Here is a 26,774-nt window from a genome sequence, read left to right on the forward strand (position 1 = left end):
CTCCTTTTTCTGCTTCAATAAATTTTATCTTTCGTTAAATTGATGATACTTCTTGCTGTATCGACTTATATAAATGACACGATACTTGTTGTGTAGCTGATACTGTATCAAGTGTCGGTTGGACCTCTGCACATTTTTCTGTAGCAAAACGACACCGCTTATGGAATGCACAGCCACTCGGGGGATTAACCGGGCTTGGAACATCGCCAGATAAAATAATACGGTCCTTTTTATCAAAAGGATTTTCCTTAGGTATGGCCGATAACAAGGCTTGTGTATAAGGATGCTGAGGGTTCTCATAAATTTCCTTGTATGTGCCAATTTCCACTATTTTTCCTAAATACATGACAGCAATACGATCACACATGTAGTTCACCACATTCAAATCATGTGAAATAAAAATATAGGTTAAGCCGAATTCTTTCTGTAAATCTTTTAATAGATTGATAACCTGAGCCTGTACAGAGACATCTAATGCGGAAACAGGTTCATCACACACCACAATATCTGGATTCAGTGCAAGAGCCCGAGCAATATTTATACGTTGTCTTTGTCCACCAGAAAATTCATGTGGATGGCGCTTTGCATGGTATGCACTTAATCCGACTGTTTCAAGTAATTCAACCACTCGCTTTTTACGGGATGCCTCATCACCAATCCCATGGATCACTAATGGCTCAGCAATAAGATATTCAATCGTTTTACGAGGATCGAGTGATGCATAAGGATTTTGGAAAACCATTTGGATGGATTTTCGAGCAGAGCGGATATCTTTTGAATTTAAGCTTGCTAAATCCGTTCCCTTAAATTCAACTATTCCCTCTGTTGGTGAAATTAGCTGGTTGATCAAACGGGCAACCGTTGATTTACCACACCCCGACTCTCCCACAATCCCCAGTGTCTCACCTTTATATAACTCAAAACTTACACCATCTACCGCCTTCACAAATTGTGTTGGTTTTTTAAAAGGAATTGAACTTTTAATGGGGAAATGCTTTTTTAAATTACTTACCTTTAAGACAAGTTCATTGTACTGTTGCATTAAAAATCCCCTCCTTCCTAGGGACAATTTGATCTTTTGCTTGTAAATGGCAGGCTACAAAATGGTTGTCCTGTACTTCCACTAAATCAGGCACAGTACTACGACAAATATCTGTCGCTAAAGGACATCGTGCTGAGAAGTGACAGCCACTATGTGGCATTGTTAAATCTGGTGGACTACCAGGAATAGCCGGCAGCCTTTGTTGCTCTTGTGTCCCCATTGTAATTTGAGACTCTAATAATCCCCACGTATAGGGATGTAAAGGTTTTTCATAGAGCTGTTTTGTTGTAGTAGACTCTACTGTACGACCTGCATACATAACATTTACTTTGTCACATAGCTCCCAAACTACACCTAAATCGTGCGTAATCATAATGATGGCTGTATCATGTTCTTGTTGTAATTTTTTCATTAAATCAAGAATTTGAGCTTGTACAGTTACATCTAGTGCAGTTGTTGGCTCATCAGCAATGAGTAGTTTCGGGTTACAAGCTAGGGCAATAGCAATCATGACACGCTGACGCATTCCACCTGAAAATTCGTGAGGATACATTTTTAATCGTTTCTCTGGCTCAGGAATCCCAACCATTTTTAACATATCGACGGCTTTGATAGCGGCATCTTTCTTCGATATTGTTTCATGTGCTTGGATGACTTCAATAATTTGATTGCCCACTGTTAAGACAGGATTCAAACTTGTAATTGGATCTTGGAAAATCATTGAGATGTCATTGCCTCGCACATTGCGCATTTCCCTTTCAGAAATTTCGATTAAATCGCGGCCATTAAATAGAATTTTTCCATTCGTTATTTTTCCTGGCGGAGATGGAATTAAACGCATGAGAGCAGTGGCTGTAACACTTTTTCCTGATCCTGACTCTCCCACAATACCTAGTGTTTCCTTCTTATTTAATTGTAAATTTACTCCATTAACAGCTTTCATTGTAGAGCCGCCACTTTTAAATTCTACTGTTAAGTTTTCTACATCTAGTAAACGTTCAGTCATGACTCCACCCCCTTCCATTAAACTTTCATTTTCGGATCTAATGCATCGCGTAATCCATCCCCTAATAGGTTAATTCCAAGAACTGTTAATAAAATACAAATGCCTGAAAATGTCGCCATTTGGGGATTTAATACTAAAAAGTCTTTGCCATCTTTTAAAATACTGCCCCATGAAGCTGTCGGTGGTTGAACGCCTAATCCTAAAAAGCTAAGGGCAGCTTCTGAAATAATAGCGCCAGCTGTACTCATCGTTCCATAGACAATTAAAGGGGCTAAACAGTTCGGTAATATATGGCTAAAAATGATCCTCGTATGTGTAGCACCTAAAGAATGCGTTACTTCAACGAATTCTTCCTCTTTTACACTTAACACCTGTCCTCGAACAAGTCGTGCGAAACCTGGAATATTAGCAATACCAATCGCAACAATAACATTGACAAGTCCTTGCCCTAATACCGTCATTAATGTAATAGCTAGTAATATAAATGGGAATGCGAAAAGACCATCCATTGTGCGCATAATAATGGAATCAATGCGTCCACCAAAATACCCTGCCACTAAGCCTAGCAGTGTGCCAAACACAGCACCAAATAGCACCGCCGCAATCCCAACAATCATTGAGATTCGTGTACCGTAAACTAAGCGACTAAACAGATCACGACCATAGTTATCTGTTCCTAATAAATGTCCTTCTGTATTCATCGGTAAAAACGATTTACCGACAATCATTTCATTCGGTGGATGGGTAGCAATCAATGGGGCAAAAATAGCAACAATACCCATTAAAGTGACAATGATTAACCCAATTGTCGCTAATTTATTTTTTAGCAACTTGCGCAATAACGTATTTCTTTTTTTCGTTTCTTGGATGATTGCTTGAGTCATTGTTATTTTTTCCCCCCATCCGATTCTAAATTGACCTTAGGATTGACCACTTTATAAAGTACATCGACTACTAAGTTAACAAGCACAAAGATAAACGCAATGAAAATAACAGTACCTTGGACGACTACAAAGTCACGTTTATCAATGGCATCTACAATTAATCGACCCATCCCAGGCCAACTAAAAATTGTTTCTGTTAAAACCGCTCCGCCCAGTAAATTAGAAATTTGCATTCCTAACACGGTTAAAATCGGTGTTAGCGCATTCTTAAATGCATGTTTACCAATTACTAAATATTCTTTAATACCTTTAGAACGAGCTGTTTTAATATAATCTTGCGAAATAACCTCTAACATACTTGAACGGGTAATCCGTGCAAATGTGGCCATTGGAATCGTTGCTAAAGCAAATGCTGGCAAAATTAAATGCTTCAAATAGGTCCATAGGCCATCGCTGATATTCCCCATCCCAGTTGCTGGGAACCAACCAAGGTTAACACTAAAGAATAAGACAAGCATGATGCCCAACCAGAAAATTGGCATAGATACACCAACTAATGACACAAGCATTACAACATAATCAATGATGGTATTTTGCTTTCTCGCTGCAAATATTCCTGCTGGGATGCCAATCACGACTGCTATTAACAGCGCTGCCAATGCCAATATCACTGTATTAGGGAACCTTTCGAGAATAAGTCCGATGACAGACTCACTATAAGAATAGGAATATCCTAAATTTAACTGTGCTAGATCTCCTACATATGAAATAAATTGCGAAGGCATGGATTTATTTAATCCTAGCTCTTCTCTTAAATTCTCTACATCTTCTACACTCGCTTGTGGTCCAAGCATGACTGAAGCCGGGTCACCAGGAATCATTCGCGTAATAATAAAAACGATAATTCCTACTACTAGCAGTGTCGGGATGAGATTAACTAATCTTTTAAAATAAATGAGCCCATCTTAGCAAGACCTCCTTTTCATTATTAGAATCAGTGGTTCATATTGTGAATAATCACATAGTACACCACTCATTAATTGTTTGTAAATATATTTTTTTCTGAATCTTTGTAATTTTATATTTACTTTCTATTTACAAGTGTGCTAATTTTAATCTCGAACCTACCATTTTTGAATCAACGGTTCATATTGTGAAACAAAAACTAAGGAGGCTAGTGCATATGAAGAAATTAAACGTAAGAAAGTCTTTACTACTACTCTTTTTAACTTTACTAATTGGTGTTTTAGCTGCTTGTGGTGGAAACACTGAGAAAAGTACTTCAACGGATGAAAAAGAGGGAGAAGCTACTTCTGGAGGCACATTAAATATTGGTCTGTCAGCCAATGCAAAAACATTTGATCCTATCAAATATACAGGGGTTTATGAATCACAGGTGATGCGCCAAATGGGTGATACGTTAGTTGTTTATAACAAAGATCTATCTGATATCATCCCTTCGTTAGCAACTGAATGGAATGTATCAGAGGATATGTTAGTCTACACATTCAAATTACGCGAAGGTGTTAAATTCCAAAAAGGTCAGTATCAGGATGGCCGTGAAATGACAGCTGAAGATGTGAAATACTCTTTAGAACGCTCTGCTAAAGAATCTGCTATGAATCGTTTAAGTGGTGTAACAGAAGTGAAAGTGTTATCGGATTATGAAGTAGAGATTCACTTAGCTACACCAAATGCTGCCCTACTTGCTATGCTAACGGATGCAGGGAATATTATTATTCCAAAAGAAGAAGTTGAAGGATGGGGCGATAATTTTTCTGAACACTTTGTTGGTACAGGTCCATTCCAACTAACAGAATGGAAAAAAGACCAAGAAGTAAAATTAGTTCGTCACGATAATTACTGGGGCGATAAGCCAAATGTCGATAACTTAACAATGAAGTTTATCTCCGATCAAAATATGATGACAAACGCATTACGTTCTGGTGATATTGATATTGCCATGGACGTTAAAGGTCAAAACCGAGAAATCATCAACCAAGATAGTAACCTTGAGCTTTTAACAAATCCAGGTCTATCGATTGTTTATCTTGATCTTAATAACAAAGTAGGTCCAACTGCTGACAAACGCGTTCGTGAAGCGATTTATATGGCAACAAATGTAGAGGAAATTATTTCTGGCGTTAACCAATGGGGTGGCGGCGATGTTTCTTATTTACCATTACCACCTGGTTCATGGGGATATGATCAATCGTTAGTTGATATGGTACCAAAATATAATCCAGAAGAAGCAAAAAAATTACTAGCAGAGGCTGGTTACGCTGATGGCTTCAAGACAGAGATTTTCGTATCAGAAGCACGTGTTCCTTACGCAACGATTTTCCAAAGTCAGTTAAAGAAGAACTTAAATATTGATGTGGAAATAAAAGTGCTTGAATGGGGTACTTACAGTGATACTGTGGCAAAGGGTAATGCGCCAATGAATATTGGTGGCTGGACTTGGTACCCAGATCCTTATTTCTTCCTTTATCAATTATTCCACACAAATCAAATTGGTGCGTTAGGAAATGGTAAAGGCTACAGCAATCCAGAAGTGGATAAATTATTAGAACGCGCCGTATCAGAAACAGTAGTGCAAGAAGAACGTGCAAAATTATACCAAGAAGCATTAAAGCTGATTTTAGCGGATGTTCCTCGTATTGAATTAGAGGCAACACAAACGGTTGCAGGTGTAAACAAAAAAGTACAGGGCTTTGAGGTTTCTGCTGATAACTCCGTACAAATTGTGCATCCAAATGGTACAAACGTATCCATTACTAAATAATTAAACTTGAAAAGTGGAGATACCAGTCTCCGCTTTTCTCTTCATAAGGAGAGATTTGACCCGATGACACGCTATATAAATGGACTTGTTTTTAATTCTGAGACTCGTAGCTTTAATAAGCAATCTTTTCAAGTGCAAGGGCAATACTTTGAACCCGCTACTCATTCACCTGAAACAGAGTTGGATTTAGATGGCTACTATATTACACCAGGTTTTATCGATAGCTGCTCACAAATCGGTCTAACTGAAATAGGGATTCGTTGGGAAGGTGATGATAGCTATGAATTTGACTCACATTTGCAATACTCTGTAGTTGATGGCATATACCCATTTGATACTGCTTTTCAAAAAGCTGTTTCTCATGGGGTGACTGCATCTCATATTGTTCCCTCTCCTAAAAGCTTGATAGGTGCAAAAACGGCTATTATTCACCATACACATACAACGGTTGATGAAATGGTTATTTCAAAAGATGTGGCTTATTCCTTCTCTATTGGACATCAGGCAAAAAGTACATTTTTCGCAGAAAAGAAAAAACCACTCACTCGTATGGGCATCGCCAAAATTTTAAGAGAAACATTACAACAAATTCAGCAACAAGAGCCGTCCATTACGAAAATCGTTATTCGAGCGCACAAAGCCGTTGATCTTGAATTCATTAGCCGCCTTCAACAAGAATTTGGGTCAATTTTTGATTTTCATATTATCCATGGCACTGAAATTACATTCCTTCATGAAACATCCTTTAATACGGTTATAGCTGGTCCTACATTTCGATATATTGAGCACAATGAGATGATGGCACTATCACCCAAACTGTATCATCAACTGTATAAGCATAGTATTCCATTCGTTTTTTGTACGGATCATCCTGTTAGTAGCACCTCGCATCTAACATTAGAAGGATGCTTAGCTGTAAGAGAAGGTATGGCACGCCAGGACGTGCTATATGCTCTGACAACGGGAGCTGCAAATTTTCTAGGGATTGCCCATCTAACAGGTGCTATTCGTGATGGTCTTCTTGCTGATTTTGTTATTTGGGATAAGCATCCATTAAATTTAGATGCCCAGGTTGTCGCAACCTATATTAAAGGAACAAAAGTTTATGCACGGGAAGAAGGGTTTACACAATGATTATTTATCATCATGCAAAGTTTCTTACAGTCAATGAGCAGAACGATACTTGTGAACAGTTATGGATCGAAGATGGGCGTATTGTCTATATTGGACCAGCCAAAGAATTTCCCCCACAAGTAGAGCTAGTTGATCTACAGGGAGCTTATGTTACACCAGGGTTAATTGATATTCATGCACATGTCGGAACATGGGCTGAAGTCACTGAAGACATTAATGATGCCAATGAATATAGCGAACCCTTTACACCTCTTATGCACGCTTTAGATAGTGTAGATATCCGACACTTTTCCTTTCAACATGCGTTAGAAGGGGGCGTAACCACTGTGCAAACTGGGCCAGGTAGTGCCAATGTCATAGGTGGTATTTGGAGCATTCTTAAAACAGCAGGACCTACCCTTTCCTCTCGTGTTTTAGTAGAGCGGAGCGGTTTAAAGGGGGCCCTAGGGGAAAATCCGAAAAACGTCTTTGGCAATCAGTATAAGCGCAAGCCGATGACTCGTATGGCCATTGCACAGCTTTTACGAGATGGTTTCCAACGTGCAAGTCAACTCAATGAACAACAACAAACTGAGCAAATTAAAGAAAATGCTGAGTTACGCCCGTTTATTGAGGTACTTCGAGGCGACATGCCACTTCGCCTTCACTGCCATAGAGCAGATGACATTATGACAGCAATTAGAATTGCCAAAGAATTTAATGTGAAGCTTCATTTAGAGCACTGCACAGAAGGCTATCTCATTGTGGATGCCGTTAAAGAAAGTGGATTCCATGCAACGCTTGGGCCCTATATGTTAACGCCATCTAAATACGAAACGCGTCATTCTACACCAGCAATTGCTGCCGTTTTTAAAGAACATAATATTCCATTTGCTATCATGACAGATCATCCATTTGTACCAATTCAATACTTAAAGTATTGTGCCACAGAAGCGATTCGTTATGGTTTAGATGAAGACACAGCCCTCAAAAGTATTACGATCAATGCAGCTAAGCTTGTACAGCTTGATCACCGCATTGGCAGCCTTGAGGAAGGCAAAGATGCTGATTTTGTTGTTTGGTCGCACCCTATTTTTGAAACAGAAGCAAAGGTTTTACAAACTTATGTAAATGGACAAAAATATTACGAAGCGGAGTGAGCGTAATGCAACATTCGAAAATTGCCGTTGTAACAATTGGTCAGGCACCTCGTAAAGATATGGCAGAGGATATACAGCAATTAAGAGAAGCAGGTTTACATGTTCATGAATTCGGTGTACTTGATTCACTATCCTCAGAGGAAATAGCTACACTTTCGCCTTCTCTTGAGGACTCAGATGTTTTAGTGACACTTCTTACCAATGGTCGACAAGTAAAGCTCAGTAAACAAAAACTCATGCCTTATATTCAAAACTGCATTGATGATCTACATGAATTCACTTGGATACTACTTATGTGTACAGGAGATTTTACGAATAAATTATCCTATAAAAATCTTTTACTACCTGATCGTATGATGACTAATTTAGTGAAGGGCTTACATACAGAATTAGCCATTGGTTTAATAGGCCCCGAACCCGAACAACATCGAACGGTTGCAGAGAAATGGCAAAAAGCACAGTTCGATGTAACTTTTTCAGCAAGCTCCCCATACCACTTTGATAACCAACATTTATTGTCAAAAGCACAACAATTAGAAGAGCAAGGAGCCGATTTGCTTATTCTTGATTGTATGGGCTATTCCACAACAATGAAAAACATGATTAAAGATCAACTCACTATCCCCATCATCGTCCCCCGAGAAGCGGTTTTTACAATTTTAAAAGCCATTTGTTAATAGAAGAAAAGGTCACTTCTGATTCAGTGACCTTTTCCCATTCGCTAGACACGCTTGTTGAAATAAGGAAGCTGCTCAACGAATGCCTTCGTATCATCATCTCCATATTCATGAACAAGTGCATAGATTTTCATTAATCTTTTATCTATTTCATCATTTTCTCTATCTTGGTGATACTGTATATACGGTAACTGAGCACGCCATGCATTCGAAATTTCTAACAGTTGCATTTGCTGAAAGATTCTCTCAAATACATCTAATGCCTGTCGATCTACATTGAGTTCGAAATTCCATGGTCCTGCATAGGGGTTGGTATAATACGTTCTATTGGCAAGTGAAAAATATACGCGCTGACGATCCATCTTTACGATTCACTCCTTTTTCCATAGTATGGAGTGATAGGTGGGGTTTTATTCGCTTTTATGTCAAACTTCCTTCACAATTAATAGGACCAGATAATTTATAATAGGTATGATGAATAAAGAACGGAGTGAATACTATGAGTTTAACTACGCTCTTAATAGTCGCAGTTATCATCGTTATTTTAATCACCATTGCGACAATTATCAGTGTAAACCGTGCCTATGCCTTTAAACATACTGTTGATGAAAAACCGAAGCAAAACTATCATCAAGAGGAAAATTAAATACCATTACTGAATTTGGAGTGAAAGAAATGGGCGTACCTTTACCAATTATCATTATGATTGCGATGATGATGCTAATGTTTGGTGTTTCTGTCATTATCATTATGAAGAAAAAAAATAATATTTTTACACAAACAATTGATCCAAAGCCTGAACAACATACGTCTCAGCAAAAGGAAGAGCAACGATGAAATACCCCTTTATTTGGCTCATCCAGTTTTATAGAAAGTTTATTTCACCTATGACGCCACCTACTTGTCGTTTTCATCCTACCTGTTCTTCTTATGGGCTCGAAGCTTTTCAAAAGCACGGTGCATTCAAAGGCTTCCTCTTAACCATTACACGTATATCCAAATGCCATCCATTTCATCCTGGTGGCTTTGATCCTGTGCCTGAAAAATGGCCTTCGAAAAAGAATTAATTTCGGAGGGCATTTTTTTCTTGTACTTTTTTAAGTTGTGCGTTATCATAATAACTGTTCTAAAAAACAAATCGTAATGATTACTATTTAAGAGAGGTATCTTACTTATATGAAAAAACTATCTGTATTATTGTTAGTCGCAGTTCTTGCTTTATTTACTGCCGCTTGTGGAGACAAATCGTCCACATCCCAAAAGACTGAGGAAAAAGATAAATTAAGTATTTATACAACGGTTTATCCATTAAGCTATTTTGCACAGCGCATTGGTGGAGATTATGTTGAAGTAGCTTCAATTTACCCAGCTGGTGCGAATGAACACACCTTCGAGCCAACTCAAAAAGATATGATGAAATTAGCAGATGCTGATATCTTTTTCTATATTGGCTTAGGACTTGAAGGCTTTGTAGAAAACGCTAAAAAAACTCTAGCGAACGAAGATGTCACAATGGTGGCAACTGCTGATGACGTTTCAGATGATAAATTAGCTGTAAGCACAGGACATGTTCATGCAGAAGAGGAAGAACATGAAGCAGACGCTCATGATGAGCATGAGCACGGTACAACCGAGGAAGAGCATGAACATGAAGGTGAAGAACATGGACATGATGAGCATGAGCATGGCGATATCGATCCGCATGTTTGGTTATCTCCTACAATTAGTCAAGACTTAGCACTGGCTATCAAAAACACACTAGTTGAAAAAATGCCAGCTCAGGAGGCAACTTTTAACACAAATTATGATGCATTAGTAAAAGAATTACAGGATTTAGATCAAGATTTCGAAGCAATGACTGACAAAGCACAAAATAAAACATTCTTTGTATCCCATGCTGCATTTGGCTATATTGCTGGTCAATACGGCTTAACTCAAGTGCCGATTGCTGGCTTGAATTCACAAAATGAGCCATCTCAAAAGGAATTAACAAAGATTGTAGACAAAGCAAATGAATTGCACATTCACTATATTTTATTTGAACAAAATGTCTCTTCCAAATTAGCAGAGATTATTCAAAAAGAAGTTGGTGCAGAATCTCTTGTCTTGCATAATTTAAGCGTATTAACAGCTGATGATGAAAAAAATAAGGAAACCTATTTCACATTGATGCAAAAAAATATTCAAACATTAGAAAAAGCTTTAAGCGTTCAATAATATGAGTAAGGAGGTGCCCCTCTATTGGGACACCTCCTTTATTATGACGTATTTTTCTTGTGGCATCCGTTTTTCCGTTCGATAAAAAGACCCTAGCCACTTCATTGTTTTTTGCTTAGTCACATGCTTAGCTTTTGGCTGAAGGACAACAAAAGCCATTATACTACTTTCTACTAGCATAGGTGGCCACTCAGTAAAGTTAAACTGAACTAAATTGTCTTGTTTATTTGTTTTTTGAGTAACAAGCTTCATCGGCTGCTCCACTAATTGTTGTACGGCTAACCGATTTTCTCCGATGATTGATAACCCCATAATTTCATTCAATTGATGTTGTATAGGTGACGCTAAACTTTGTCTTTTTGTTTCTTCCTGTAAATCTATATATTTTTCGCTTGTTGCAGCAGGGAAACTTGCATAATCCCATGTATGATCTTGTGCTAATTGGCGATCCGACACTAAAAAATATTGATAGCGAACTTCTCCTTTACGATCAGGCAAAGGGTCATCCCATGTCACATCAATATGATACCAAGCATGATCAAGTTTCACTAATACCCAGGCATGTAGCTGTTCTCCTACTTTTCCTGGTACATATTGTACCTCAAAACCCAGCATTTCTAACATTCGATATAGCACTAAAGCATATGCCTGACAGACGCCCTTATTCTCCGTTAATAATGTATATGGAGAATATTGACTTCCTTCTGTTTCCTTAGAGTATTCCGCGGACAATACAATAAAATCATGTGCAGCCTGTAGTTTTTCTATGTCACTTAATCCATGCATAGGTACAATAATATTTTCCAAAGTTTGCTCGACAAATAACGCCTCTGTTTGTGATAGATGGTACGTAAATGCAAAGGCAATGACAATATTATTGCTATAACCTTCGTACTTCCATTGGAAACTTGAAATATTAGTATAAATATAAGAGTTTTCAATTGCATTTTTAGTAATTTCTGTTAGTTCATCTTTTATCTCGGCTAAGTCACCAGTATAACGAATCGAGAATTCGGATGATAGATGCATAACTTCTTTATTAATGAGAGATTGTAGTGTTTCAATTGAATGAGCTGTTGCTACATCTTCTTTTTCATAGTTTGCAAATACTTGCACATGACTCATTTGTAGAACAAATAATATAATGACAACATTATATACATATTTCCTCATATGAGTCATTCTCCTTTACTAAATAGTTTATGCCTCTCTTTTTTTATTATGTTAATAAATGATTAATTTCATGCTAAAAGTTCAAATAAAAAAGAAGCCTTCCTTTTTAGAAGACTTCTTTCACGAAGTTTTTATTGTAATAATTTCCGTCTCAACAATTTATCCGCACCATTGCGCGGAAGACTGTCTGTAATAATCATTTCTTTAGGCACTTTATATTTAGCAAGTTTCTGTAAACAAAAGGCCTTTAGTTGCTCAACAGATACCTGCTCATTTAACACGATAAATGCAATGGGTACCTGACCCCATTGTTCATCAGGCATACCGCATACACCCGCCTCTTTGACAGCTGGGTGTGTGAGTAGTACATTTTCTATTTCTGCAGGATAAATATTTTCTCCCCCTGAAATGATTAAATCTGCCCTTCGATCAATGACGAATAAATAACCCTCTTCATCCACATAACCAATATCACCTGTATGAAGCCAGCCAGCCTTCGTTGCATTTTTTTGTGCAAAACGTCCAATATAGCCAGGTGTGACATGAGGACCTCGTATGCAAATTTCCCCTTCACCTTTAGCATTTGGCTCAGCAATCATTATTTGATTAAAAAATAAAGGCTTTCCAGCAGAACCAATTTTCCTCATAGCATCTTCACTTGCCAATGTGGCTGTTTGTGAGGAGGTTTCTGTCATCCCATACGTTTGTGCGACAGCTAAATTTAACGCATGTGCTCTCGCTAAATAATCAACGGGAACAGGTCCACCTCCAGCTAACATTAACTTAAAATAAGATGACGCTTTCGCATTGCGTTGCTCTAGCGTATGTAGAATTCGTTCCAAGGTCACCGCTACAACAGACATATGGGTGACATCCCCATCCATAATATTTTGTGCGATAGATTCCACATCAAATTTCTCATATAAAAAGATCTGATTTCCATATAGCAGTGAACGCACTAAAATGGAGAACCCACTAATATGGAATAAAGGGACCGCGCATAGCCAAACGTCCTGAGCCTGTAGCCCAATATTTAAAACGGAGGCAGTGGCACTAGCCTGATGATTTCCAACTGTTTGGCGAACCCCTTTTGGGAAGCCGGTTGTACCAGACGTATACATAATAGTTGTTGTTTGATGAAGAGGCCATTCCTTGACAATATCTACTGCACCCTCTGCACCCTTTTCAATTGCTGAAAATAAATGATAGGTTGTTTCAAATGGTAGCTTTTCTACATCCTCATCGGCAACTAATACCGCTACAGCCTCTGAATCCTCTAGCTGATAAGCCAGCTCATCCTGTGATAGTCTACGATTAAGCATCACCATTTCACATTGCAGATGCATGCAGGCATACATCATGATTACAAGCTCAGGCTTACTTGGCCCCATAATAGCAATTCGATCACCCTGTTGAATACCGAGTGTCACTAATTGTCGAGCACGTTTTATCGATTCATCATTCAATTCTTGAAAAGTCCAGCTTTGCTTTTTAAAGGTAAGTGCCTTACGGAAAGGTGTTAAATAAGCTCTTTGTAAAATCCAGTTAGGATACATCTTTGTCACTCCAATCACCCTACATCTTAACGCTTTCCCATCTAGTTTGTCTATTATCCATGTAGTATCTAGCTTTTTAGTGAATACCTCTATCCTTCACCTCTTGAGTTCTATCCGCTACTTTGAGAGTTTTATCCACCTCTTAGCCACTTCTATCCCCTATTTTTATCTTCACTCTGTTCAAGACATATAAAAAGCTCGTATCTCAAAAGATACGAGCTTTAAACCCCATATTAATCAAGGGAATCTTGGGAATTGACCGAAATCTGGTTGACGTTTTTCTTTGAATGCATCGCGGCCTTCTTTTGCTTCATCAGTTGTGTAGTAAAGAAGTGTAGCGTCTCCAGCCATTTGTTGAAGACCTGCTAAACCATCTGTATCTGCATTCATCGCTGCTTTTAAGAAGCGTAGTGCAGTTGGTGACATTTGAAGCATTTCTTCACACCATTGAACTGTCTCATCTTCCAATTGCGCATAAGGCACAACTGTATTGACTAAGCCCATATCAAGTGCTTGTTGTGCATCGTACTGACGGCATAGGTACCAAATTTCGCGTGCCTTTTTATGACCAATAATACGAGCAAGATAGCCTGAGCCATAACCAGCATCGAATGAACCTACTTTTGGTCCAGTTTGTCCAAAGCGAGCATTGTCAGCTGCAATTGTTAAGTCACAGACAACATGTAAAACGTGACCTCCACCAATTGCGTAGCCAGCTACCATTGCTACTACAGGTTTTGGAATTACACGGATTAAACGTTGTAAATCAAGAACGTTTAGACGTGGAATTTCATCTTCTCCTACGTAGCCACCGTGACCGCGAACTTTTTGGTCTCCGCCTGAGCAGAAAGCATGTTCACCTTCACCAGTTAGAATAATAACACCGATATTTTTATCATCGCGTGCACGTGAGAATGCGTCAATCATTTCCATTACCGTTTTTGGGCGGAATGCATTACGCACTTCTGGACGGTTAATCGTAATTTTTGCGATACCGTTATAGAACTCATACTTAATGTCTTCATAAGTATGTAATGTTGTCCATTGACGTGTCATTGAATTGCCTCCTATATCATTAAATTCGTCTCGTTTCTAGCGAGGCGCTAACGTAATCGTATATTACGTTAAATACTCCTCTACTATTGTAGCAAACTCAGCGGGATTTTCCACATGAATTGCATGTCCAGCGTCATTTACTGTTAAATGCTTAACAGTATTTAATAGCGCTTTCATTTCTAGTGCAATTTTACAAAATTTCTCATCCAATGAACCTGTAATTAACAGGACAGGTATTTCTAGTTGCGACAATCTATCCCAATTTGAAGGTTGAACGCCTGTCCCGATACCTCTCAAGCTACCAGCAAGTCCCTCTTCCTTCTGTGATAGTCGCTCTTCTCGAATAGTTTCTCTTACAGTTTTAGGTAGACGTTGCTGTGAAGCAAAAAGCGGTATGCTTTCCCAAGCATTGACAAAGGACAGTACACCATTCGTCATTATTTTTTGCGCTAGTGCTTCATCTCGCTTACAACGTTCATTTTGCTCTTCCATTGTTCGCAAGCCAGGAGATGCACTTTCTAAAATTAGCTGATGTATACGAGCTGGATACGAAATGGCATAGGATAAAGCGATTCTTCCACCCATTGAATAGCCTAACAGCGTAAATTTCTCTAAATGAAGCTGGCAAAATAGTTCTTCTAAATCCTGTAATTGCTCCTCCATAGAAAAACGCTGTACGTGCTGTGGAATAGCTGTTTGACCATGTCCGATTAAATCAACGGCAATAACACGCACATGAGGTAGAGCTTGTGCTAGATTATGCCATGTTGCTGAGCTACCGGTAAATCCATGTAAGGCAACGACTGTATATTCACCTTTTTCATTCCATATGTCGACATGGGTTTCAAGCCCACGAATCATCCACTTTGTCATACTTTTAACTCCGCATTAATTCGATTCCATAAACCTCGATGTGCATTCACATTCTCGGTTCTATCTGTAAATATTTCAACTAATCGTAAAGAATGGTTTTTACATGTTGAAAATTTCTCAGAAAGCTCCGATATTGTTTCGACACGTACATAGTCCATATCATACATATGTGCAATGTCACGGAATTCAAGGGCTGTTGGTGTGCCAAATAAATCCTCATAGTGATCTTCAACAGTTGACTGTGGTAAATAAGAAAAAATACCACCACCATCATTATTCATCACAATAATCGTTAAGTTACATTCCTGATATCTGGAAGCAATGAGTCCATTCACATCATGCAAAAAGGCTAAATCACCAATCAGTAAATAACTTTCTCGATTATTTCCCTGACTGAAACCGATTGCTGTTGATACGACACCATCAATCCCGTTCGTTCCTCGATTGGCAAAAACACGTAGATCTTTCGGTGTAGCCAATAAAAATGTATCAATATCTCGTACTGGCATACTACTGCTTACGAAAATATCACTACCGTCAGGAATCATTTTGAGTAAACGACTGACTATAGCCCCTTCATCTTTTTCTACCTCTGCGTATTGTTCAATAAACATAGAAGCAAGCTGATTTGCTTTTTGCCATTCGACTAAGTATGTTTCCTCGATAGCCGTTTCAGTGATAGCTAATTCTGTTAGCCACTGATCGACATTCGCATGAATAAAATGCGTAGATACGCCTGTAGCATCTCTAAACATAGGGTCTTCATCGATAATCACATACGCATTTGGGCGTGACTTTGTAATAAATTGCATTATAAACTTCGAAACTGGTTGTGCCCCTATTCGGATTACTGTATCTGGTTGTACCAGTGCTTTGAAGTCATCACTCTTCATAATGGCATCATAGGTTGTCACGATAAATGGTAAACAATCCGCTGGTACGGATGTACGCATATTCGATAAACTTTCAACAATGACAGGCCACTTCAGCTGACGTACAAATTCCCAAACTATGGATAATTCTGTACCAAGAGCTAACTCACCAATGATCATAAAACCTCTTTTAGTTGATTGTATAATAGAGGATAGTACCTGTTGATCCACGCGTGTTGGGGTTAATTGTCCCATACTGCTGTGCTTAAACGTCACTGCTGGTAGCTCCTGCTGTAAATCAATTAATAATGGTTCACGGAAAGGTACATTAATATGGACTGGTCCAAAAGGTGCGCTCGTGGCAATGGCTACCGCACGAGCAAGATGACGCTCAATAAAAGGCAATGTTGGTTCAGCACCATCTGCTAACGGAAAATCAACACTCCACTTTACATGTGAACCATATAAATTGGGTTGGTTGATAGCCTGTGGAGCGCCTACCTCACGTAATTCATGTGGGCGATCAGCTGTTATAATGATTAATGGTACACGTGCATAGCTTGCCTCCACAATCGCAGGAAAATAGTTAGCTGCTGCTGTACCAGATGTACATAAAAGAACCACAGGCTTAGTAGTTGCCTTAGCAAGCCCTAGCGCAAAGAATGCTGCTGAGCGCTCGTCTACCTGCCGATACATTTTTACTTGTTTAGTAGAAGCAACCGCATAAGCAAGCGGTGTTGAACGTGAGCCTGGACTAACGACAACATTTTCTACACCAGCTTGCACTAGCGATGCGACCATTTTATAAACATAATCTGTTAGTATTTTTCGTTCACTCATGTAATTGTCCCCCTAGCGCACGAAGCATTGGACGGAATTTTACTAATGTTTCTTCATATTCAGATTGCGGCTCTGAATCTGCGACGATTCCACCGCCTGCATATAAATAAGCTTTATCATTTAGTAAGGCTGCTGAACGTATGGCAACTGCAAACTCACCGTTACCCTCTGCATCTAGCCAGCCTATTGGCGCAGCATACAGTCCCCGATTCATCGGCTCATATTTCCGGATGGCTGCCAATGCTTCTTTGCGTGGTACACCACCTAAAGCGGGTGTTGGATGTAATGATTTAGTCAATTGTAAGATTGTTGCATCCTGATTTAACTGACCTTCAACAGGCGTATACAGATGTTGAATATCTCGTATTTTTAACAAGCGTGGTCTATCTGGCACCGTCATGTCCACACAATTTTTACGGAATGTTTCCGCAATCATATCCACAACATACTGATGTTCTCCGCCATTTTTAGGGTCATTTAATAAACTTTGTCCAAAAGCCTCATCTTCCTCTGCAGTCTTACCTCGTTTAATTGAGCCAGCAACACAAGAAGAAAATGCTCGACCATCTTCTACTTTCACAAGTCGTTCAGGTGATGCTCCGAAAAATAATAAATGTCTATGCTCTAAACCGAATAAATAGCTTTCTGGTTGTTCATGAATAATTTGAGAAAGTACTTGTGGTGCGGATACATACTCTTTAAATTGCAAAGCAAGTGATCGTGCAATGACCACTTTATCTGCCTTTTTCTGTTTAATTAATGCTGTCACTTGATCGATTGAGGCTAAATAAGGCTCTTTATATGGTTCAAAATAACTTATGATTTCAGGTTTTGTATACGTTTTCACTTCTTTAACCTGAGCTGCATGGATTAAATGATCGCGCTCTTTTCTTAGCGCTTCGAACTGATCCTCAGCCTGTTGGTCTTGTGTCAAAAGGTGAATACTTACGTATGCTTTATCATCGCGTATCACCAGTTGAAACGTTGCTAATGCAAAATAAGCCTCTGGGAAATCCGTCCATTCCCCGTCTACATTATTTTGAGGATCAAATGTAAAACCGCCAAACAAAATTGGTTGTAACGCTTGTTGACCTTTTGGACAGTTTTTCGTTATGTTTTTCCATTCCGCTTCAACTGCATCAAAGCGGTTTTCTTTAGCGTTGTTTTGAATAGTATGAGCATGTCCTAGCCCAACTAATGTCATTGTTTTTTCTCTATTTTGCCAATAAAATCGTTCACCTTTATAACATTCCTCGCCAGCTGCATAGAACGCCAGTGCAGATAGGCGACTTACTTCAATTGTTTCCATATAAAAATGAAGGCTTTGGCCCAAAGAGTCCACTTCTACTTCTGTGGCTTGGTACCACTTCTGTTGCATGAAAATTACCTCCGTTGTTGCAATGTACATAATGAATGATGGTTAAATAACACATCATATTTTAGTTGGCAACACGTTATTCGTACTGTTGCTAATTGTTCTTTTTTATTTTCAGTTCATAAATGCATGTTCTATTGTATCACTTTTTTTCATTAAACAGTATGTAATAAGCTGTGAACCTACCCATTTTCTCAATCTTCGTTTAAAATAAGAAGAGTCGACAACATTTGAAGGAGAGAAAGACCTTATGACCAAAGTCATTGAAGCTGATAGGGGTTTTAAAGTGTGGTGGCATTTAACACGTCCACATACTTTAACCGCTTCATTTGTTCCAGTATTCCTAGGAACAGCAATTGCCTTAGCAATTGAAAAAGAAACAATTGATTTTGGACTATTTTTTGCTATGCTCATTGCAAGTATGCTTATACAAGCAGCAACGAATATGTTCAATGAATATTATGATTACAAATTAGGATTAGATAACGAGCATTCCGTCGGGATTGGCGGAACGATTGTCCGTCATGGTGTACAGCCAAAAACAATTATGATGATTGCATTAAGCTTTTATGCTATTGCCATGCTTCTTGGCATTTACATATGTGCCTCAACATCTTGGTGGTTAGCTGTTGTCGGACTTGTTTGTATGCTTATTGGCTTTTTATATACAGGTGGACCATACCCAATCGCCTATTCGCCATTTGGTGAAATTGTTTCTGGCGCAGTAATGGGGATGGGCATTGTATTAATTGCCTTCTATATTCAAGCGCTTACAGTAACACTAGATGCTGTCTTGCTCTCTGTACCAAGCATGATTTTAGTCGGTGCCATTATGCTATCGAACAATATACGTGATATTGTTGGCGATACAGAAGGCGGACGAAAAACCTTAGCTATTTTGGTAGGACGTGATAATGCAATTTCCGTGTTATCAGGCTTTTTTATCGTCTCTTATTTATGGGTGATTGCTCTTGTAGCAGTTGATGGTATTACTTTTTGGGCATTAATCATCTTCCTAAGTGTTCCAAAACCATTACGTGCCATTCAAATTTTCCGAGACAAAAAAGAAGCCAAAGAGGTAATGCCTGCGATGAAATATACAGCGCAAACAAATACATTCTTCGGCTTCCTATTAGGAATCGGTTTATTAATTCATTATTTCTTTTATTAAGATGCGGCAGCCTTAACGGGTTGCTGCTTTTTTTACATAGCGTCGGAAATTTTGGCTTGCAATACCATACACTTCTTCATCTGAAAAGCGTGTACGTAATGCCTCTAGTAAATTTTGTGCCTCTCCTGCATGGGCTAAGCCACTGACAGTCCTATCAATCCCATCAAAATCGGAGCCTAATCCAATATGCTCCACACCTACCAGTTTAGCTAAATGCTCCACATGCCCCACTAAATGGTCTAGTGTTGCACCTTTGCCTATAAAGAGTGGGAAATAAACTACATGGATATGTCCTCCCGCCTCAACAAGTGCCTTTGCCTGGGCATCAGTTAAGTTACGCGGGTGATCACATAGTGCACGTGCATTACTATGGCTTGCAATAATATGCTTTGCAAGCGGCAAGACATCCCAAAAGCTTTGCTCATTTAGATGGGACACATCAATAATAATATCGCGTTCATTTAATAATTGTATAACTTCTTTACCAAATGGCTTTAAACCAAGAATTGCATCCTGTTCAGCACCATGGGCCACAGCATTTTCTTCATTCCATGTTAAACCTACCAACTTCACCCCTGCATCCAGTACAGCTGTCAGTTTTGTTAAATCTTCGCCAATGGCACTACAGCCCTCTAAGCTTAGAATGGCTCCTATTTCGTGGGGAGCTAATTGATCTAACTGTGCCCAACCTGTAATATGCACCATGCCCTCTGTTTGTAATACGTGAGTATGGAATGCTTCGATTTGGCGCATGACCTCAAGAAATTGTAGACTTTGTGGGATTGTTGGGTCAATAAAGATAGCGAATACTTGAGCCTCTACTTGCCCTAATTGCAATCTTTTTTGATTAGCATGTATTCGCACATCCTCAGCAAAATTTGCCGTTTCAAGAGTAGTTAACTTTAAAAGCGCATCACAATGTAAATCAATAATCTTCATATCCTCACCTCTACAGTTATTATACTGCTTCTGCGAGGTAAAACTTACTAAATTTTATCCTGTGGTGTATCAGAAGAGCCGTATTCCTCCAGCTCGATAAAATCATCTGATTTTGGTGTTGAAGAAAGAACATCTTCTTCCACTGGTCGTAAATTGTCTTCTTTCTTTTCTGCATGTTCCACACAAGTCAGAGCTTGCGGCATTGCCTCTAAGCGACCAATCGGAATTTCCTTACCACAGACTGTACAATTGCCATATGTACCGTCTGCCATTGCTTGAAGAGCTTCTTTTATTTCTTCAGCATTATCACCACGATGCTCATCAATAGCCATTTCTGTAAGCTGATCCGTTAAATCACTTGCATTATCAGCTGGATGATTATCATAATTCGATAATTCTGTCGCTTGAGGTCGCTCTGATTCTTCTATTCGTTGTTCTATTTCTTGTAATTCTTGCTCTAGTTGTCTTTTTAATTGTTGCATTACCTGTTGATCCACAATAATCTCCTCCTCATGCTTTCATTTTTTCCTGTTTTACGATTTCTAAAACATGTCAGCATAAGGAAGACCTATTTACTTACTTGTATAAGCTATAATGGCGTCATGCAAAAATTTTGCTGCTCCTGTTTCACCACGCTCATCATAATAAGCGGTAAAGCGTTCATCAGCAATATACATTTGTGCCAGCCCTGCATGTGCCTCTTTGGAATACTCTTTCCACGTAAAGTTGAGCCAGCGTTTATGCAACTCTGCAACTTCCATCGCAATGTCACTTGTTGTATCTCCAAGTTTCATTGCCTCTGCTAAACGTTCAAACATTTGCTGTTCTAGCTGTTGCATCGCTTGATATTGTTGCTCCGTCATGTTCATAAGCTTAGCATTGGATGCATCCACTGTTTCATTCCCATATTTCTCACGGATTTCTTTGCCGTACTGCTTTTCGTTATTCTCAATTAACTTTTCTTTAAAGCCTTTAAATTTTTCTTCATTAGACATTGGTTGTTCCTCCTCAATGGATTGTATTGTTTTTTCTACTGTCTGTAAGATCGTTTCCAACTGCTCTTTGCGTTGAAGCAAAGCAGCTCTATGTGTTTTGAGCGCCTCAGCATGCTGAAAATTTGGTGCTTGAATAATAGCCTGAATTGTCGCTAATTTCATATCCAAAGCACGGTAAAATAAAATCTGCTGCAACATATCGACCTCCCATTGGCCATAAAATCGATAACCTGCCTCATTGGTTCTTGCTGGTTTCAGCAATCCAATTTCATCATAATAACGCAATGTTCTTGTACTAACGCCCGATAGTTGAGCAAGCTCCTGAATGGTATATTCCATCTCATCACCTCCACTAATGCTACTGTAAGCTTTGACGCAACGTTAAGGTCAAGAGTTAAAATAAAAAAATTTAATTAAACTTAATTATACTTTCAAATCCTTTTACAAAAGGAAAATAGCAAACTAGTAAATCACTAGTTTGCTATTGATTCGCATATTTCCCATGCCATACTATTTCTCGATAACTCTCTTTATCTGTATCACCCTCTGTATTAATAAACAGCACCCTTGCCTGTTCATTTAGGTGCAAGGCATGTTTTAATTCCTTATATTGTTCATTAGTCATTATTTCATAAAAGCAACCAAATGGCGCCGCTCCTGATTCACCAGCTATAATGCGAGTGTCTGTAGCTAAAGGATTTCCTAGAACGCGCATACCTGTTGCTGCTATTTCTTCCTCACAGGAGATACTTATTTTTGTGTAGGCTTTTAAGATTTGCCAAGCTTGTGGATTCGGTTCACCACAAGCAAGACCTGCCATTATAGTTTGCATCTCCCCACCAACAGTGACAAATTGATCTGTATTTTTCTTAAAGCTTTCATAATAGCAATTAGCGACATGTGGCTCAACCAAGACAAATGTAATATCCTGCTCATAGTATTGCTGTAAAAATGCTACTACTGCTCCGGCAAAGGACCCCACACCAGCTTGCAAAAATACATGTGTAGGGGCTTGCTGAATCTGTTCATCAATCTCCTGTACAAGGGTTGTATACCCCTGCATAATCCATAATGGAATTTCTTCATAGCCTTCCCACATCGTATCCTGAATCAAGACCCAGCCATTTTCTTGTGCAAGCTGTGAGGTATAACGAACAGTATCGTCATAATTCATTGTCGTAATTTCAGCAAAAGCCCCTTCACTTTTAATATGCAGTAACCGCTCAGCGGCGCTACCAGCTGGCATATATATTCTTGCTTGAAAACCCAGTTCTCTTGCAGCCCATGCCACACCACGACCATGATTTCCATCTGTCGTTGAAATAAATGTTAGATTGCCTACTTGCGCTCTTACTTCTGGAGTTTTTAACTGTTCAAACGATAGCTCTTCTATATTCCTTCCAAGCTTATTGGCAACATATTGCGCAATTGCATAAATACCTCCTAAAACTTTAAAGGCATTTAAACCAAATCGATAAGATTCATCTTTAACCATAATTTTTTCTACACCCATATATGAAGATAGTGCCTCAAGATGATGAAGTGGTGTCTTCTCAGATTGCTCATATGTACGCTGAAATTGACCAACCTTCCTCACTTGATCTAGTGAAAAATATGGAAGTATTGCTGTTGCTTGTTTTATATGATCTTGCTTTAAATAATGCTGATTATAAACCCACCCTAATTTTTCCTTCATCGCCATCCCCCTCAATTTATGGTCAATATCTACATCATAGTCTATCTAACTTTAAAGTACTAGGAGAGTATATATTAGGAAGTAAAAAAACTATACATTTATCGAACATCGATAAATGTATAGTTTATAAGAAAATTATTTAACAAAGATTTCTTTCACTTGATCTAACATAATATTCGCAGCTAAAATGCCTCCAGCCGTATTCCAAATGACATCATCCACCTTATGTGCATTGCCTTTTTGGACTGCTGTTAAGTTTTTCCAAAGCGGGTCTTGTGTCCACTCTTGTTCAGTTGCTAGTGCTGAATCATCGCCTGTTGGCATGTACGTGAAGTAGAAAATAACATCCCCATCCATTTGAGGGATCGCTTCTTTCCCTACTTCAATCGCTAAGTTTCCTAGTTTAGCATTATCTTTAAATAAATCTGCTTGCGCTGCAACACGTTTAAATCCTAAAGCATCAAAAATCACACCTGAGAATGAATCTGTGTAATAGATACGAGATTTATCGGCCATAAAGCGTACAAATGAAACTTCTTGGTTGGTTTGTTCTCCAAGTTCTTCTTTCAGAGCTTGTAACTTATCTTCGTAAGCTTTTAGAACTTCTTCACCTTTTGTTTCTTGATTTACTGCTTTAGCGTATAATTTAAAATTCTCTTTCCAGTCACCACGTAATGTATCAGAAAACACAGTTGGAGCAATTTTGCTAAGTTTAGCATAATCTTTTTCTTGTCGTAATTTATTGCCAATGATTAAATCTGGCTTTAAAGAAGCAATTTTTTCGATATTTATTTCATGTTCAATACCGACAACCTCTACACCTTCCATTTGATCCTTGATGTGATCATACCATGGATCGCCTGTCCAAGATTGAACAGCACCTACTGGTTTAATACCTAGAGCTAATAATGCTTCTGTTCCTTCATTAGTTAAAACAACGATACGTTTTGGTGTGTCTTTTACTTCAGTTGTCCCCATTGCATGGTCAACACTGTAAGCATTGCTTTCTTTTGTACTTTCTTCTTTGGCATTATCTTTAGAAGTACCGCATGCTGCCAGAACAAAAATAGCAACCACAGCTAGTAAAACTAATAGTTTTTGAAAAGCTTTTTGCACCTTTTCTTCCTCCATTGTATATGATAAAATATTTAAGCATATTTGACGAGAATGAAAATCACTTTCATCTGTCTAAGAACGATATTAATCGTATTGTATGTAACTATCAATGTCAATAACTAATTTAATAATTTTCCAAGAAAAGAGTACACGTTAAATATGATATTAAAAAATAATTATTCTAAAATGATTGCTTTACTAGTAGGAGTCATACTATTACTTCTTTCTATGGGGATCAGTATTGTGTATGGTTATGCAAATACTTCTATTCAAACTACGTATGAATCTTTTAGACAATTTAACAATTCAAATGAGCATCTTATTATTCAAAATGTTCGAATTCCAAGAGCTCTTATAGCCAGTTGCGTTGGTGCTTCATTAGCTATTACAGGCGTGCTTATGCAGACCTTAACGAAAAATCCATTAGCCTCTCCTGGAATTTTGGGCATTAATGCAGGAGCAGGCTTTGCTGTTGTCTTTGCCATGATTTTTTTCCACATTTCAAGCTTGCAATCTTTTGCGTGGATTGCATTTCTTGGTGCAGCAATCGCTGCTTTATCCGTTTATGGAATTAGTTTCTCAGGTAGAGATGCTGTTACTCCAGTGAAAATAACTTTAGCTGGTGCTGCCATCAGTGCCCTATTTGCATCATTTACGCAAGGTTTACTCGCTACAAATGAAGCAGAACTTGATCAAGTTTTGTTTTGGTTAGCAGGTTCTGTACAAGGTAGAAAACTTGAAATTCTACTATCTGTTCTACCGTATCTAGTAATTGGGTGGATTGCTGCCCTCATCATTTCCCCCAAAATGAATATTCTCGCTCTTGGCGATGATGTAGCAAGAGGTCTTGGTTTACGTTTAGGACTTATGAAGATATTGGTCGGTCTTATTGTTATTTTTTAGCAGGGGGAGCAGTTGCAATTGCTGGCCCCATTGGTTTTATAGGGATTGTCGTTCCCCATTTTGCGCGCAAGTTTGTCGGCACTGATCATCGATGGCTTATTCCTATGGCTGCTTTACTTGGGGGGATACTTTTATTGCTGGCTGATGTTGCGGCTCGTTATATTATCATGCCACAAGAAGTTCCAGTAGGCGTCATGACTGCTATGATTGGCACACCATTCTTTATTTACCTTGCGCGAAAAGGTGGAAAAAAATAATGAAACATGTAAAAACAATTCGTTTACTTCAACAAAAAATTTCATTTTTAATAGATGTACAAGCTATAAAAAAATTAACAGTGATTTGCATACTAACTCTTGCCGTGTTCTTTCTTAGTGCATCATTTGGTGATTCATTCATCAATCCATTTAAAGTTTTACAAGCTTTTTTTGGTTACGGCTCAGATTTTGATCAACTGATTATTATTGATTTTCGAATGCCTCGAATTTTCATGGCCTTGTTTGCTGGAATGGCGTTAGCCGTCGCAGGTGCAGTTTTACAAGGAATCATTAAAAATCCACTTGCCTCACCTGATATAATCGGCATATCTGCTGGTGGTGGGGCAGCGGTTGTTGGTTTCTTAGCCATTTTCAGTGATTCTAATCACTCTTTAACAGTTAGTATAGAGTGGTTGCCATTAGCAGGATTCATAGGTGCTACTATCGTCGGATGTATAGTCTACCTATTTGCTTGGAAAGATGGTGTCACACCAAATCGTCTTGTCTTAATCGGTATTAGCGTGTCGGCATTCATGCAAGCAGTTACTACAATGTTAATGATTATCGGCCCAATTTATCAAGCAAGTGAAGCGAATAAATGGATTACGGGTAGTGTCAAAAGTTCGGATTGGGATCAAGTACAAATCGTTATTCCATTGATTTTTGTACTTCTACTTATAACCTTTTTTATTACTCGGCAGTTAAATGTTCAAGAATTAGGTGATGATACAGCATCAAGCCTAGGGCAGCCTGTTCAAAAAACACGCCTTTACTTAATTCTATTATGCTCCAGTTTAGTAGCGAGTGCCATAGCATTTGCTGGTGCTATTGGGTTTGTAGGATTAATGGCTCCTCATATTGCACGACGCATTGTTGGTTCATCGTTCGGTGTACTTATTCCGGCATCCGCAGCAATTGGTGCATTGCTTGTAATGGTTGCAGATATTATAGGTCGTACAGCATTTAGCCCATTAGAAGTACCCGCAGGCGTCTTTACTGCTGCTATCGGTGCTCCTTACTTTATCTATTTATTATTTAGAAACCCTAAAAAATAAAGGAGTCTATACT

Annotated in this window: 26 protein-coding genes and 1 pseudogene; 11 read left to right on the top strand and 16 right to left on the bottom strand. The window is 38.6% G+C overall.

Annotation, left to right across the window (positions count from 1 at the left end):
- Positions 1-34: 34 nt before the first annotated feature.
- From LBYS11_RS17515 to LBYS11_RS17530, 4 genes are read right to left on the bottom strand one after another with little or no spacing between them, the layout of a single operon-like run.
- A complete protein-coding gene (locus tag LBYS11_RS17515) occupies positions 35-1,042 on the bottom strand; it encodes an ABC transporter ATP-binding protein (RefSeq protein WP_103118684.1) in 1,008 nt (335 codons plus the stop codon).
- Positions 1,026-2,048 carry an ABC transporter ATP-binding protein gene (locus tag LBYS11_RS17520; protein ID WP_066038102.1) on the bottom strand — a complete coding sequence of 341 codons (1,023 nt, stop codon included), beginning with the start codon at positions 2,046-2,048 and terminating at the stop codon, positions 1,026-1,028. Before LBYS11_RS17520 ends, LBYS11_RS17515 begins: the two co-directional genes overlap by 17 nt.
- A gap of 17 nt (positions 2,049-2,065) precedes the next feature.
- The gene (locus tag LBYS11_RS17525; protein ID WP_103118685.1) at positions 2,066-2,932 is read right to left on the bottom strand and encodes an ABC transporter permease; all 867 of its coding nucleotides are present in this window, start codon (positions 2,930-2,932) and stop codon (positions 2,066-2,068) included.
- A 2-nt stretch (positions 2,933-2,934) separates the two neighbouring features.
- Positions 2,935-3,888 carry an ABC transporter permease gene (locus LBYS11_RS17530; RefSeq protein WP_103118686.1) on the bottom strand — a complete coding sequence of 318 codons (954 nt, stop codon included), beginning with the start codon at positions 3,886-3,888 and terminating at the stop codon, positions 2,935-2,937.
- A 227-nt stretch (positions 3,889-4,115) separates the two neighbouring features.
- On the opposite strand from LBYS11_RS17530, the gene LBYS11_RS17535 reads away from it, so the two are divergent.
- From LBYS11_RS17535 to LBYS11_RS17550, 4 genes are all read left to right on the top strand, one after another.
- Positions 4,116-5,717, top strand: coding sequence for an ABC transporter substrate-binding protein (locus LBYS11_RS17535; RefSeq protein WP_103118687.1), 1,602 nt, complete (start codon positions 4,116-4,118; stop codon positions 5,715-5,717).
- Between the two features lie 63 nt (positions 5,718-5,780).
- Entirely contained in the window at positions 5,781-6,851 is a 1,071-nt protein-coding gene (locus LBYS11_RS17540) for an amidohydrolase family protein (protein ID WP_103118688.1), read from the top strand.
- On the top strand, positions 6,848-7,990 hold the full coding sequence (locus tag LBYS11_RS17545; protein ID WP_103118689.1) for an amidohydrolase: 1,143 nt from the start codon (positions 6,848-6,850) through the stop codon (positions 7,988-7,990). The genes LBYS11_RS17540 and LBYS11_RS17545 overlap by 4 nt, the downstream gene beginning before the upstream one ends.
- Positions 7,991-7,995: 5 nt before the next feature.
- Positions 7,996-8,667, top strand: coding sequence for an AroM family protein (locus LBYS11_RS17550; RefSeq protein ID WP_103118690.1), 672 nt, complete (start codon positions 7,996-7,998; stop codon positions 8,665-8,667).
- Between the two features lie 44 nt (positions 8,668-8,711).
- On the opposite strand, the gene LBYS11_RS17555 is transcribed toward LBYS11_RS17550, so the two are convergent.
- Complete coding sequence (locus LBYS11_RS17555) at positions 8,712-9,029, bottom strand: hypothetical protein (RefSeq protein ID WP_009371464.1); 318 nt, start codon at positions 9,027-9,029, stop codon at positions 8,712-8,714.
- A gap of 137 nt (positions 9,030-9,166) precedes the next feature.
- Here LBYS11_RS17555 and ytzI point away from each other — a divergent pair, with 137 nt between their 5' ends.
- From ytzI to LBYS11_RS17570, 4 genes are all read left to right on the top strand, one after another.
- The gene (ytzI, locus tag LBYS11_RS17560; protein WP_004225932.1) at positions 9,167-9,313 is read left to right on the top strand and encodes a YtzI protein; all 147 of its coding nucleotides are present in this window, start codon (positions 9,167-9,169) and stop codon (positions 9,311-9,313) included.
- Between the two features lie 29 nt (positions 9,314-9,342).
- Positions 9,343-9,504, top strand: a complete 162-nt coding sequence (locus tag LBYS11_RS23320; protein ID WP_004225927.1) for a hypothetical protein — start codon at positions 9,343-9,345, stop codon at positions 9,502-9,504.
- Entirely contained in the window at positions 9,501-9,734 is a 234-nt protein-coding gene (gene yidD / locus LBYS11_RS17565) for a membrane protein insertion efficiency factor YidD (RefSeq protein WP_016992521.1), read from the top strand. The genes LBYS11_RS23320 and yidD overlap by 4 nt, the downstream gene beginning before the upstream one ends.
- A 109-nt stretch (positions 9,735-9,843) precedes the next feature.
- A complete protein-coding gene (locus LBYS11_RS17570; protein WP_103118691.1) occupies positions 9,844-10,884 on the top strand; it encodes a metal ABC transporter solute-binding protein, Zn/Mn family in 1,041 nt (346 codons plus the stop codon).
- A gap of 21 nt (positions 10,885-10,905) precedes the next feature.
- Here LBYS11_RS17570 and LBYS11_RS17575 read toward each other — a convergent pair whose 3' ends face one another.
- From LBYS11_RS17575 to LBYS11_RS17600, 6 genes are all read right to left on the bottom strand, one after another.
- The gene (locus LBYS11_RS17575) at positions 10,906-12,057 is read right to left on the bottom strand and encodes a transglutaminase domain-containing protein (RefSeq protein WP_103118692.1); all 1,152 of its coding nucleotides are present in this window, start codon (positions 12,055-12,057) and stop codon (positions 10,906-10,908) included.
- A 131-nt stretch (positions 12,058-12,188) separates the two neighbouring features.
- Complete coding sequence (locus tag LBYS11_RS17580; RefSeq protein WP_048391054.1) at positions 12,189-13,613, bottom strand: o-succinylbenzoate--CoA ligase; 1,425 nt, start codon at positions 13,611-13,613, stop codon at positions 12,189-12,191.
- A 237-nt stretch (positions 13,614-13,850) separates the two neighbouring features.
- Positions 13,851-14,669 carry a 1,4-dihydroxy-2-naphthoyl-CoA synthase gene (gene menB, locus LBYS11_RS17585; RefSeq protein ID WP_004225917.1) on the bottom strand — a complete coding sequence of 273 codons (819 nt, stop codon included), beginning with the start codon at positions 14,667-14,669 and terminating at the stop codon, positions 13,851-13,853.
- Positions 14,670-14,732: 63 nt separating this feature from the next.
- Complete coding sequence (gene menH, locus LBYS11_RS17590; protein ID WP_054549903.1) at positions 14,733-15,542, bottom strand: 2-succinyl-6-hydroxy-2,4-cyclohexadiene-1-carboxylate synthase; 810 nt, start codon at positions 15,540-15,542, stop codon at positions 14,733-14,735.
- Complete coding sequence (gene menD / locus LBYS11_RS17595; protein ID WP_103118693.1) at positions 15,539-17,254, bottom strand: 2-succinyl-5-enolpyruvyl-6-hydroxy-3-cyclohexene-1-carboxylic-acid synthase; 1,716 nt, start codon at positions 17,252-17,254, stop codon at positions 15,539-15,541. Before menD ends, menH begins: the two co-directional genes overlap by 4 nt.
- On the bottom strand, positions 17,247-18,632 hold the full coding sequence (locus LBYS11_RS17600; protein ID WP_066038112.1) for an isochorismate synthase: 1,386 nt from the start codon (positions 18,630-18,632) through the stop codon (positions 17,247-17,249). The genes menD and LBYS11_RS17600 overlap by 8 nt, the downstream gene beginning before the upstream one ends.
- Positions 18,633-18,879: 247 nt before the next feature.
- On the opposite strand from LBYS11_RS17600, the gene LBYS11_RS17605 reads away from it, so the two are divergent.
- On the top strand, positions 18,880-19,800 hold the full coding sequence (locus LBYS11_RS17605; protein WP_054549900.1) for a 1,4-dihydroxy-2-naphthoate polyprenyltransferase: 921 nt from the start codon (positions 18,880-18,882) through the stop codon (positions 19,798-19,800).
- A gap of 12 nt (positions 19,801-19,812) precedes the next feature.
- Here the strand turns inward: LBYS11_RS17605 and LBYS11_RS17610 are convergent, their stop codons facing one another.
- The 5 genes from LBYS11_RS17610 to LBYS11_RS17630 form a co-directional block, all read right to left on the bottom strand.
- A complete protein-coding gene (locus LBYS11_RS17610) occupies positions 19,813-20,739 on the bottom strand; it encodes a dipeptidase (protein WP_103118694.1) in 927 nt (308 codons plus the stop codon).
- 47 nt (positions 20,740-20,786) lie between these two features.
- Positions 20,787-21,236, bottom strand: coding sequence for a TraR/DksA C4-type zinc finger protein (locus tag LBYS11_RS17615; RefSeq protein ID WP_103118695.1), 450 nt, complete (start codon positions 21,234-21,236; stop codon positions 20,787-20,789).
- 75 nt (positions 21,237-21,311) lie between these two features.
- Positions 21,312-22,073 carry a MerR family transcriptional regulator gene (locus LBYS11_RS17620; protein ID WP_103118696.1) on the bottom strand — a complete coding sequence of 254 codons (762 nt, stop codon included), beginning with the start codon at positions 22,071-22,073 and terminating at the stop codon, positions 21,312-21,314.
- A gap of 142 nt (positions 22,074-22,215) precedes the next feature.
- Positions 22,216-23,430 carry a diaminopropionate ammonia-lyase gene (locus tag LBYS11_RS17625; protein WP_103118697.1) on the bottom strand — a complete coding sequence of 405 codons (1,215 nt, stop codon included), beginning with the start codon at positions 23,428-23,430 and terminating at the stop codon, positions 22,216-22,218.
- A 135-nt stretch (positions 23,431-23,565) separates the two neighbouring features.
- Positions 23,566-24,561: an ABC transporter substrate-binding protein gene (locus LBYS11_RS17630; RefSeq protein WP_048391036.1), complete on the bottom strand. Its 996-nt coding sequence runs from the start codon at positions 24,559-24,561 to the stop codon at positions 23,566-23,568.
- A 144-nt stretch (positions 24,562-24,705) separates the two neighbouring features.
- On the opposite strand from LBYS11_RS17630, the pseudogene LBYS11_RS17635 reads away from it, so the two are divergent.
- Together LBYS11_RS17635 and LBYS11_RS17640 are read left to right on the top strand one after the other, a co-directional pair.
- A pseudogene (locus LBYS11_RS17635) lies at positions 24,706-25,706 on the top strand (FecCD family ABC transporter permease).
- Positions 25,706-26,761, top strand: coding sequence for a FecCD family ABC transporter permease (locus tag LBYS11_RS17640; RefSeq protein WP_103118698.1), 1,056 nt, complete (start codon positions 25,706-25,708; stop codon positions 26,759-26,761). Before LBYS11_RS17635 ends, LBYS11_RS17640 begins: the two are co-directional and overlap by 1 nt.
- The last annotated feature ends 13 nt before the right edge of the window (positions 26,762-26,774 follow it).

It is taken from the genome of Lysinibacillus sp. YS11 (assembly GCF_002896375.1).
In the GTDB taxonomy this organism is placed as follows: Bacteria; Bacillota; Bacilli; order Bacillales_A; family Planococcaceae; genus Lysinibacillus; species Lysinibacillus capsici.

What these genes read in the sequence shown, in the direction of transcription:
- LBYS11_RS17515 (WP_103118684.1), bottom strand. Translation starts at nt 1,042, where the DNA reads ATGCAACAGTACAATGAACTTGTCTTAAAGGTAAGTAATTTAAAAAAG.
- LBYS11_RS17520 (WP_066038102.1), bottom strand. Translation starts at nt 2,048, where the DNA reads ATGACTGAACGTTTACTAGATGTAGAAAACTTAACAGTAGAATTTAAA.
- LBYS11_RS17525 (WP_103118685.1), bottom strand. Translation starts at nt 2,932, where the DNA reads ATGACTCAAGCAATCATCCAAGAAACGAAAAAAAGAAATACGTTATTG.
- LBYS11_RS17535 (WP_103118687.1), top strand. Translation starts at nt 4,116, where the DNA reads ATGAAGAAATTAAACGTAAGAAAGTCTTTACTACTACTCTTTTTAACT.
- LBYS11_RS17540 (WP_103118688.1), top strand. Translation starts at nt 5,781, where the DNA reads ATGACACGCTATATAAATGGACTTGTTTTTAATTCTGAGACTCGTAGC.
- LBYS11_RS17545 (WP_103118689.1), top strand. Translation starts at nt 6,848, where the DNA reads ATGATTATTTATCATCATGCAAAGTTTCTTACAGTCAATGAGCAGAAC.
- LBYS11_RS17550 (WP_103118690.1), top strand. Translation starts at nt 7,996, where the DNA reads ATGCAACATTCGAAAATTGCCGTTGTAACAATTGGTCAGGCACCTCGT.
- LBYS11_RS17555 (WP_009371464.1), bottom strand. Translation starts at nt 9,029, where the DNA reads ATGGATCGTCAGCGCGTATATTTTTCACTTGCCAATAGAACGTATTAT.
- ytzI (WP_004225932.1), top strand. Translation starts at nt 9,167, where the DNA reads ATGAGTTTAACTACGCTCTTAATAGTCGCAGTTATCATCGTTATTTTA.
- LBYS11_RS23320 (WP_004225927.1), top strand. Translation starts at nt 9,343, where the DNA reads ATGGGCGTACCTTTACCAATTATCATTATGATTGCGATGATGATGCTA.
- yidD (WP_016992521.1), top strand. Translation starts at nt 9,501, where the DNA reads ATGAAATACCCCTTTATTTGGCTCATCCAGTTTTATAGAAAGTTTATT.
- LBYS11_RS17570 (WP_103118691.1), top strand. Translation starts at nt 9,844, where the DNA reads ATGAAAAAACTATCTGTATTATTGTTAGTCGCAGTTCTTGCTTTATTT.
- LBYS11_RS17575 (WP_103118692.1), bottom strand. Translation starts at nt 12,057, where the DNA reads ATGAGGAAATATGTATATAATGTTGTCATTATATTATTTGTTCTACAA.
- LBYS11_RS17580 (WP_048391054.1), bottom strand. Translation starts at nt 13,613, where the DNA reads ATGTATCCTAACTGGATTTTACAAAGAGCTTATTTAACACCTTTCCGT.
- menB (WP_004225917.1), bottom strand. Translation starts at nt 14,669, where the DNA reads ATGACACGTCAATGGACAACATTACATACTTATGAAGACATTAAGTAT.
- menH (WP_054549903.1), bottom strand. Translation starts at nt 15,542, where the DNA reads ATGACAAAGTGGATGATTCGTGGGCTTGAAACCCATGTCGACATATGG.
- menD (WP_103118693.1), bottom strand. Translation starts at nt 17,254, where the DNA reads ATGAGTGAACGAAAAATACTAACAGATTATGTTTATAAAATGGTCGCA.
- LBYS11_RS17600 (WP_066038112.1), bottom strand. Translation starts at nt 18,632, where the DNA reads ATGCAACAGAAGTGGTACCAAGCCACAGAAGTAGAAGTGGACTCTTTG.
- LBYS11_RS17605 (WP_054549900.1), top strand. Translation starts at nt 18,880, where the DNA reads ATGACCAAAGTCATTGAAGCTGATAGGGGTTTTAAAGTGTGGTGGCAT.
- LBYS11_RS17610 (WP_103118694.1), bottom strand. Translation starts at nt 20,739, where the DNA reads ATGAAGATTATTGATTTACATTGTGATGCGCTTTTAAAGTTAACTACT.
- LBYS11_RS17620 (WP_103118696.1), bottom strand. Translation starts at nt 22,073, where the DNA reads ATGGAATATACCATTCAGGAGCTTGCTCAACTATCGGGCGTTAGTACA.
- LBYS11_RS17625 (WP_103118697.1), bottom strand. Translation starts at nt 23,430, where the DNA reads ATGAAGGAAAAATTAGGGTGGGTTTATAATCAGCATTATTTAAAGCAA.
- LBYS11_RS17630 (WP_048391036.1), bottom strand. Translation starts at nt 24,561, where the DNA reads ATGGAGGAAGAAAAGGTGCAAAAAGCTTTTCAAAAACTATTAGTTTTA.
- LBYS11_RS17640 (WP_103118698.1), top strand. Translation starts at nt 25,706, where the DNA reads ATGAAACATGTAAAAACAATTCGTTTACTTCAACAAAAAATTTCATTT.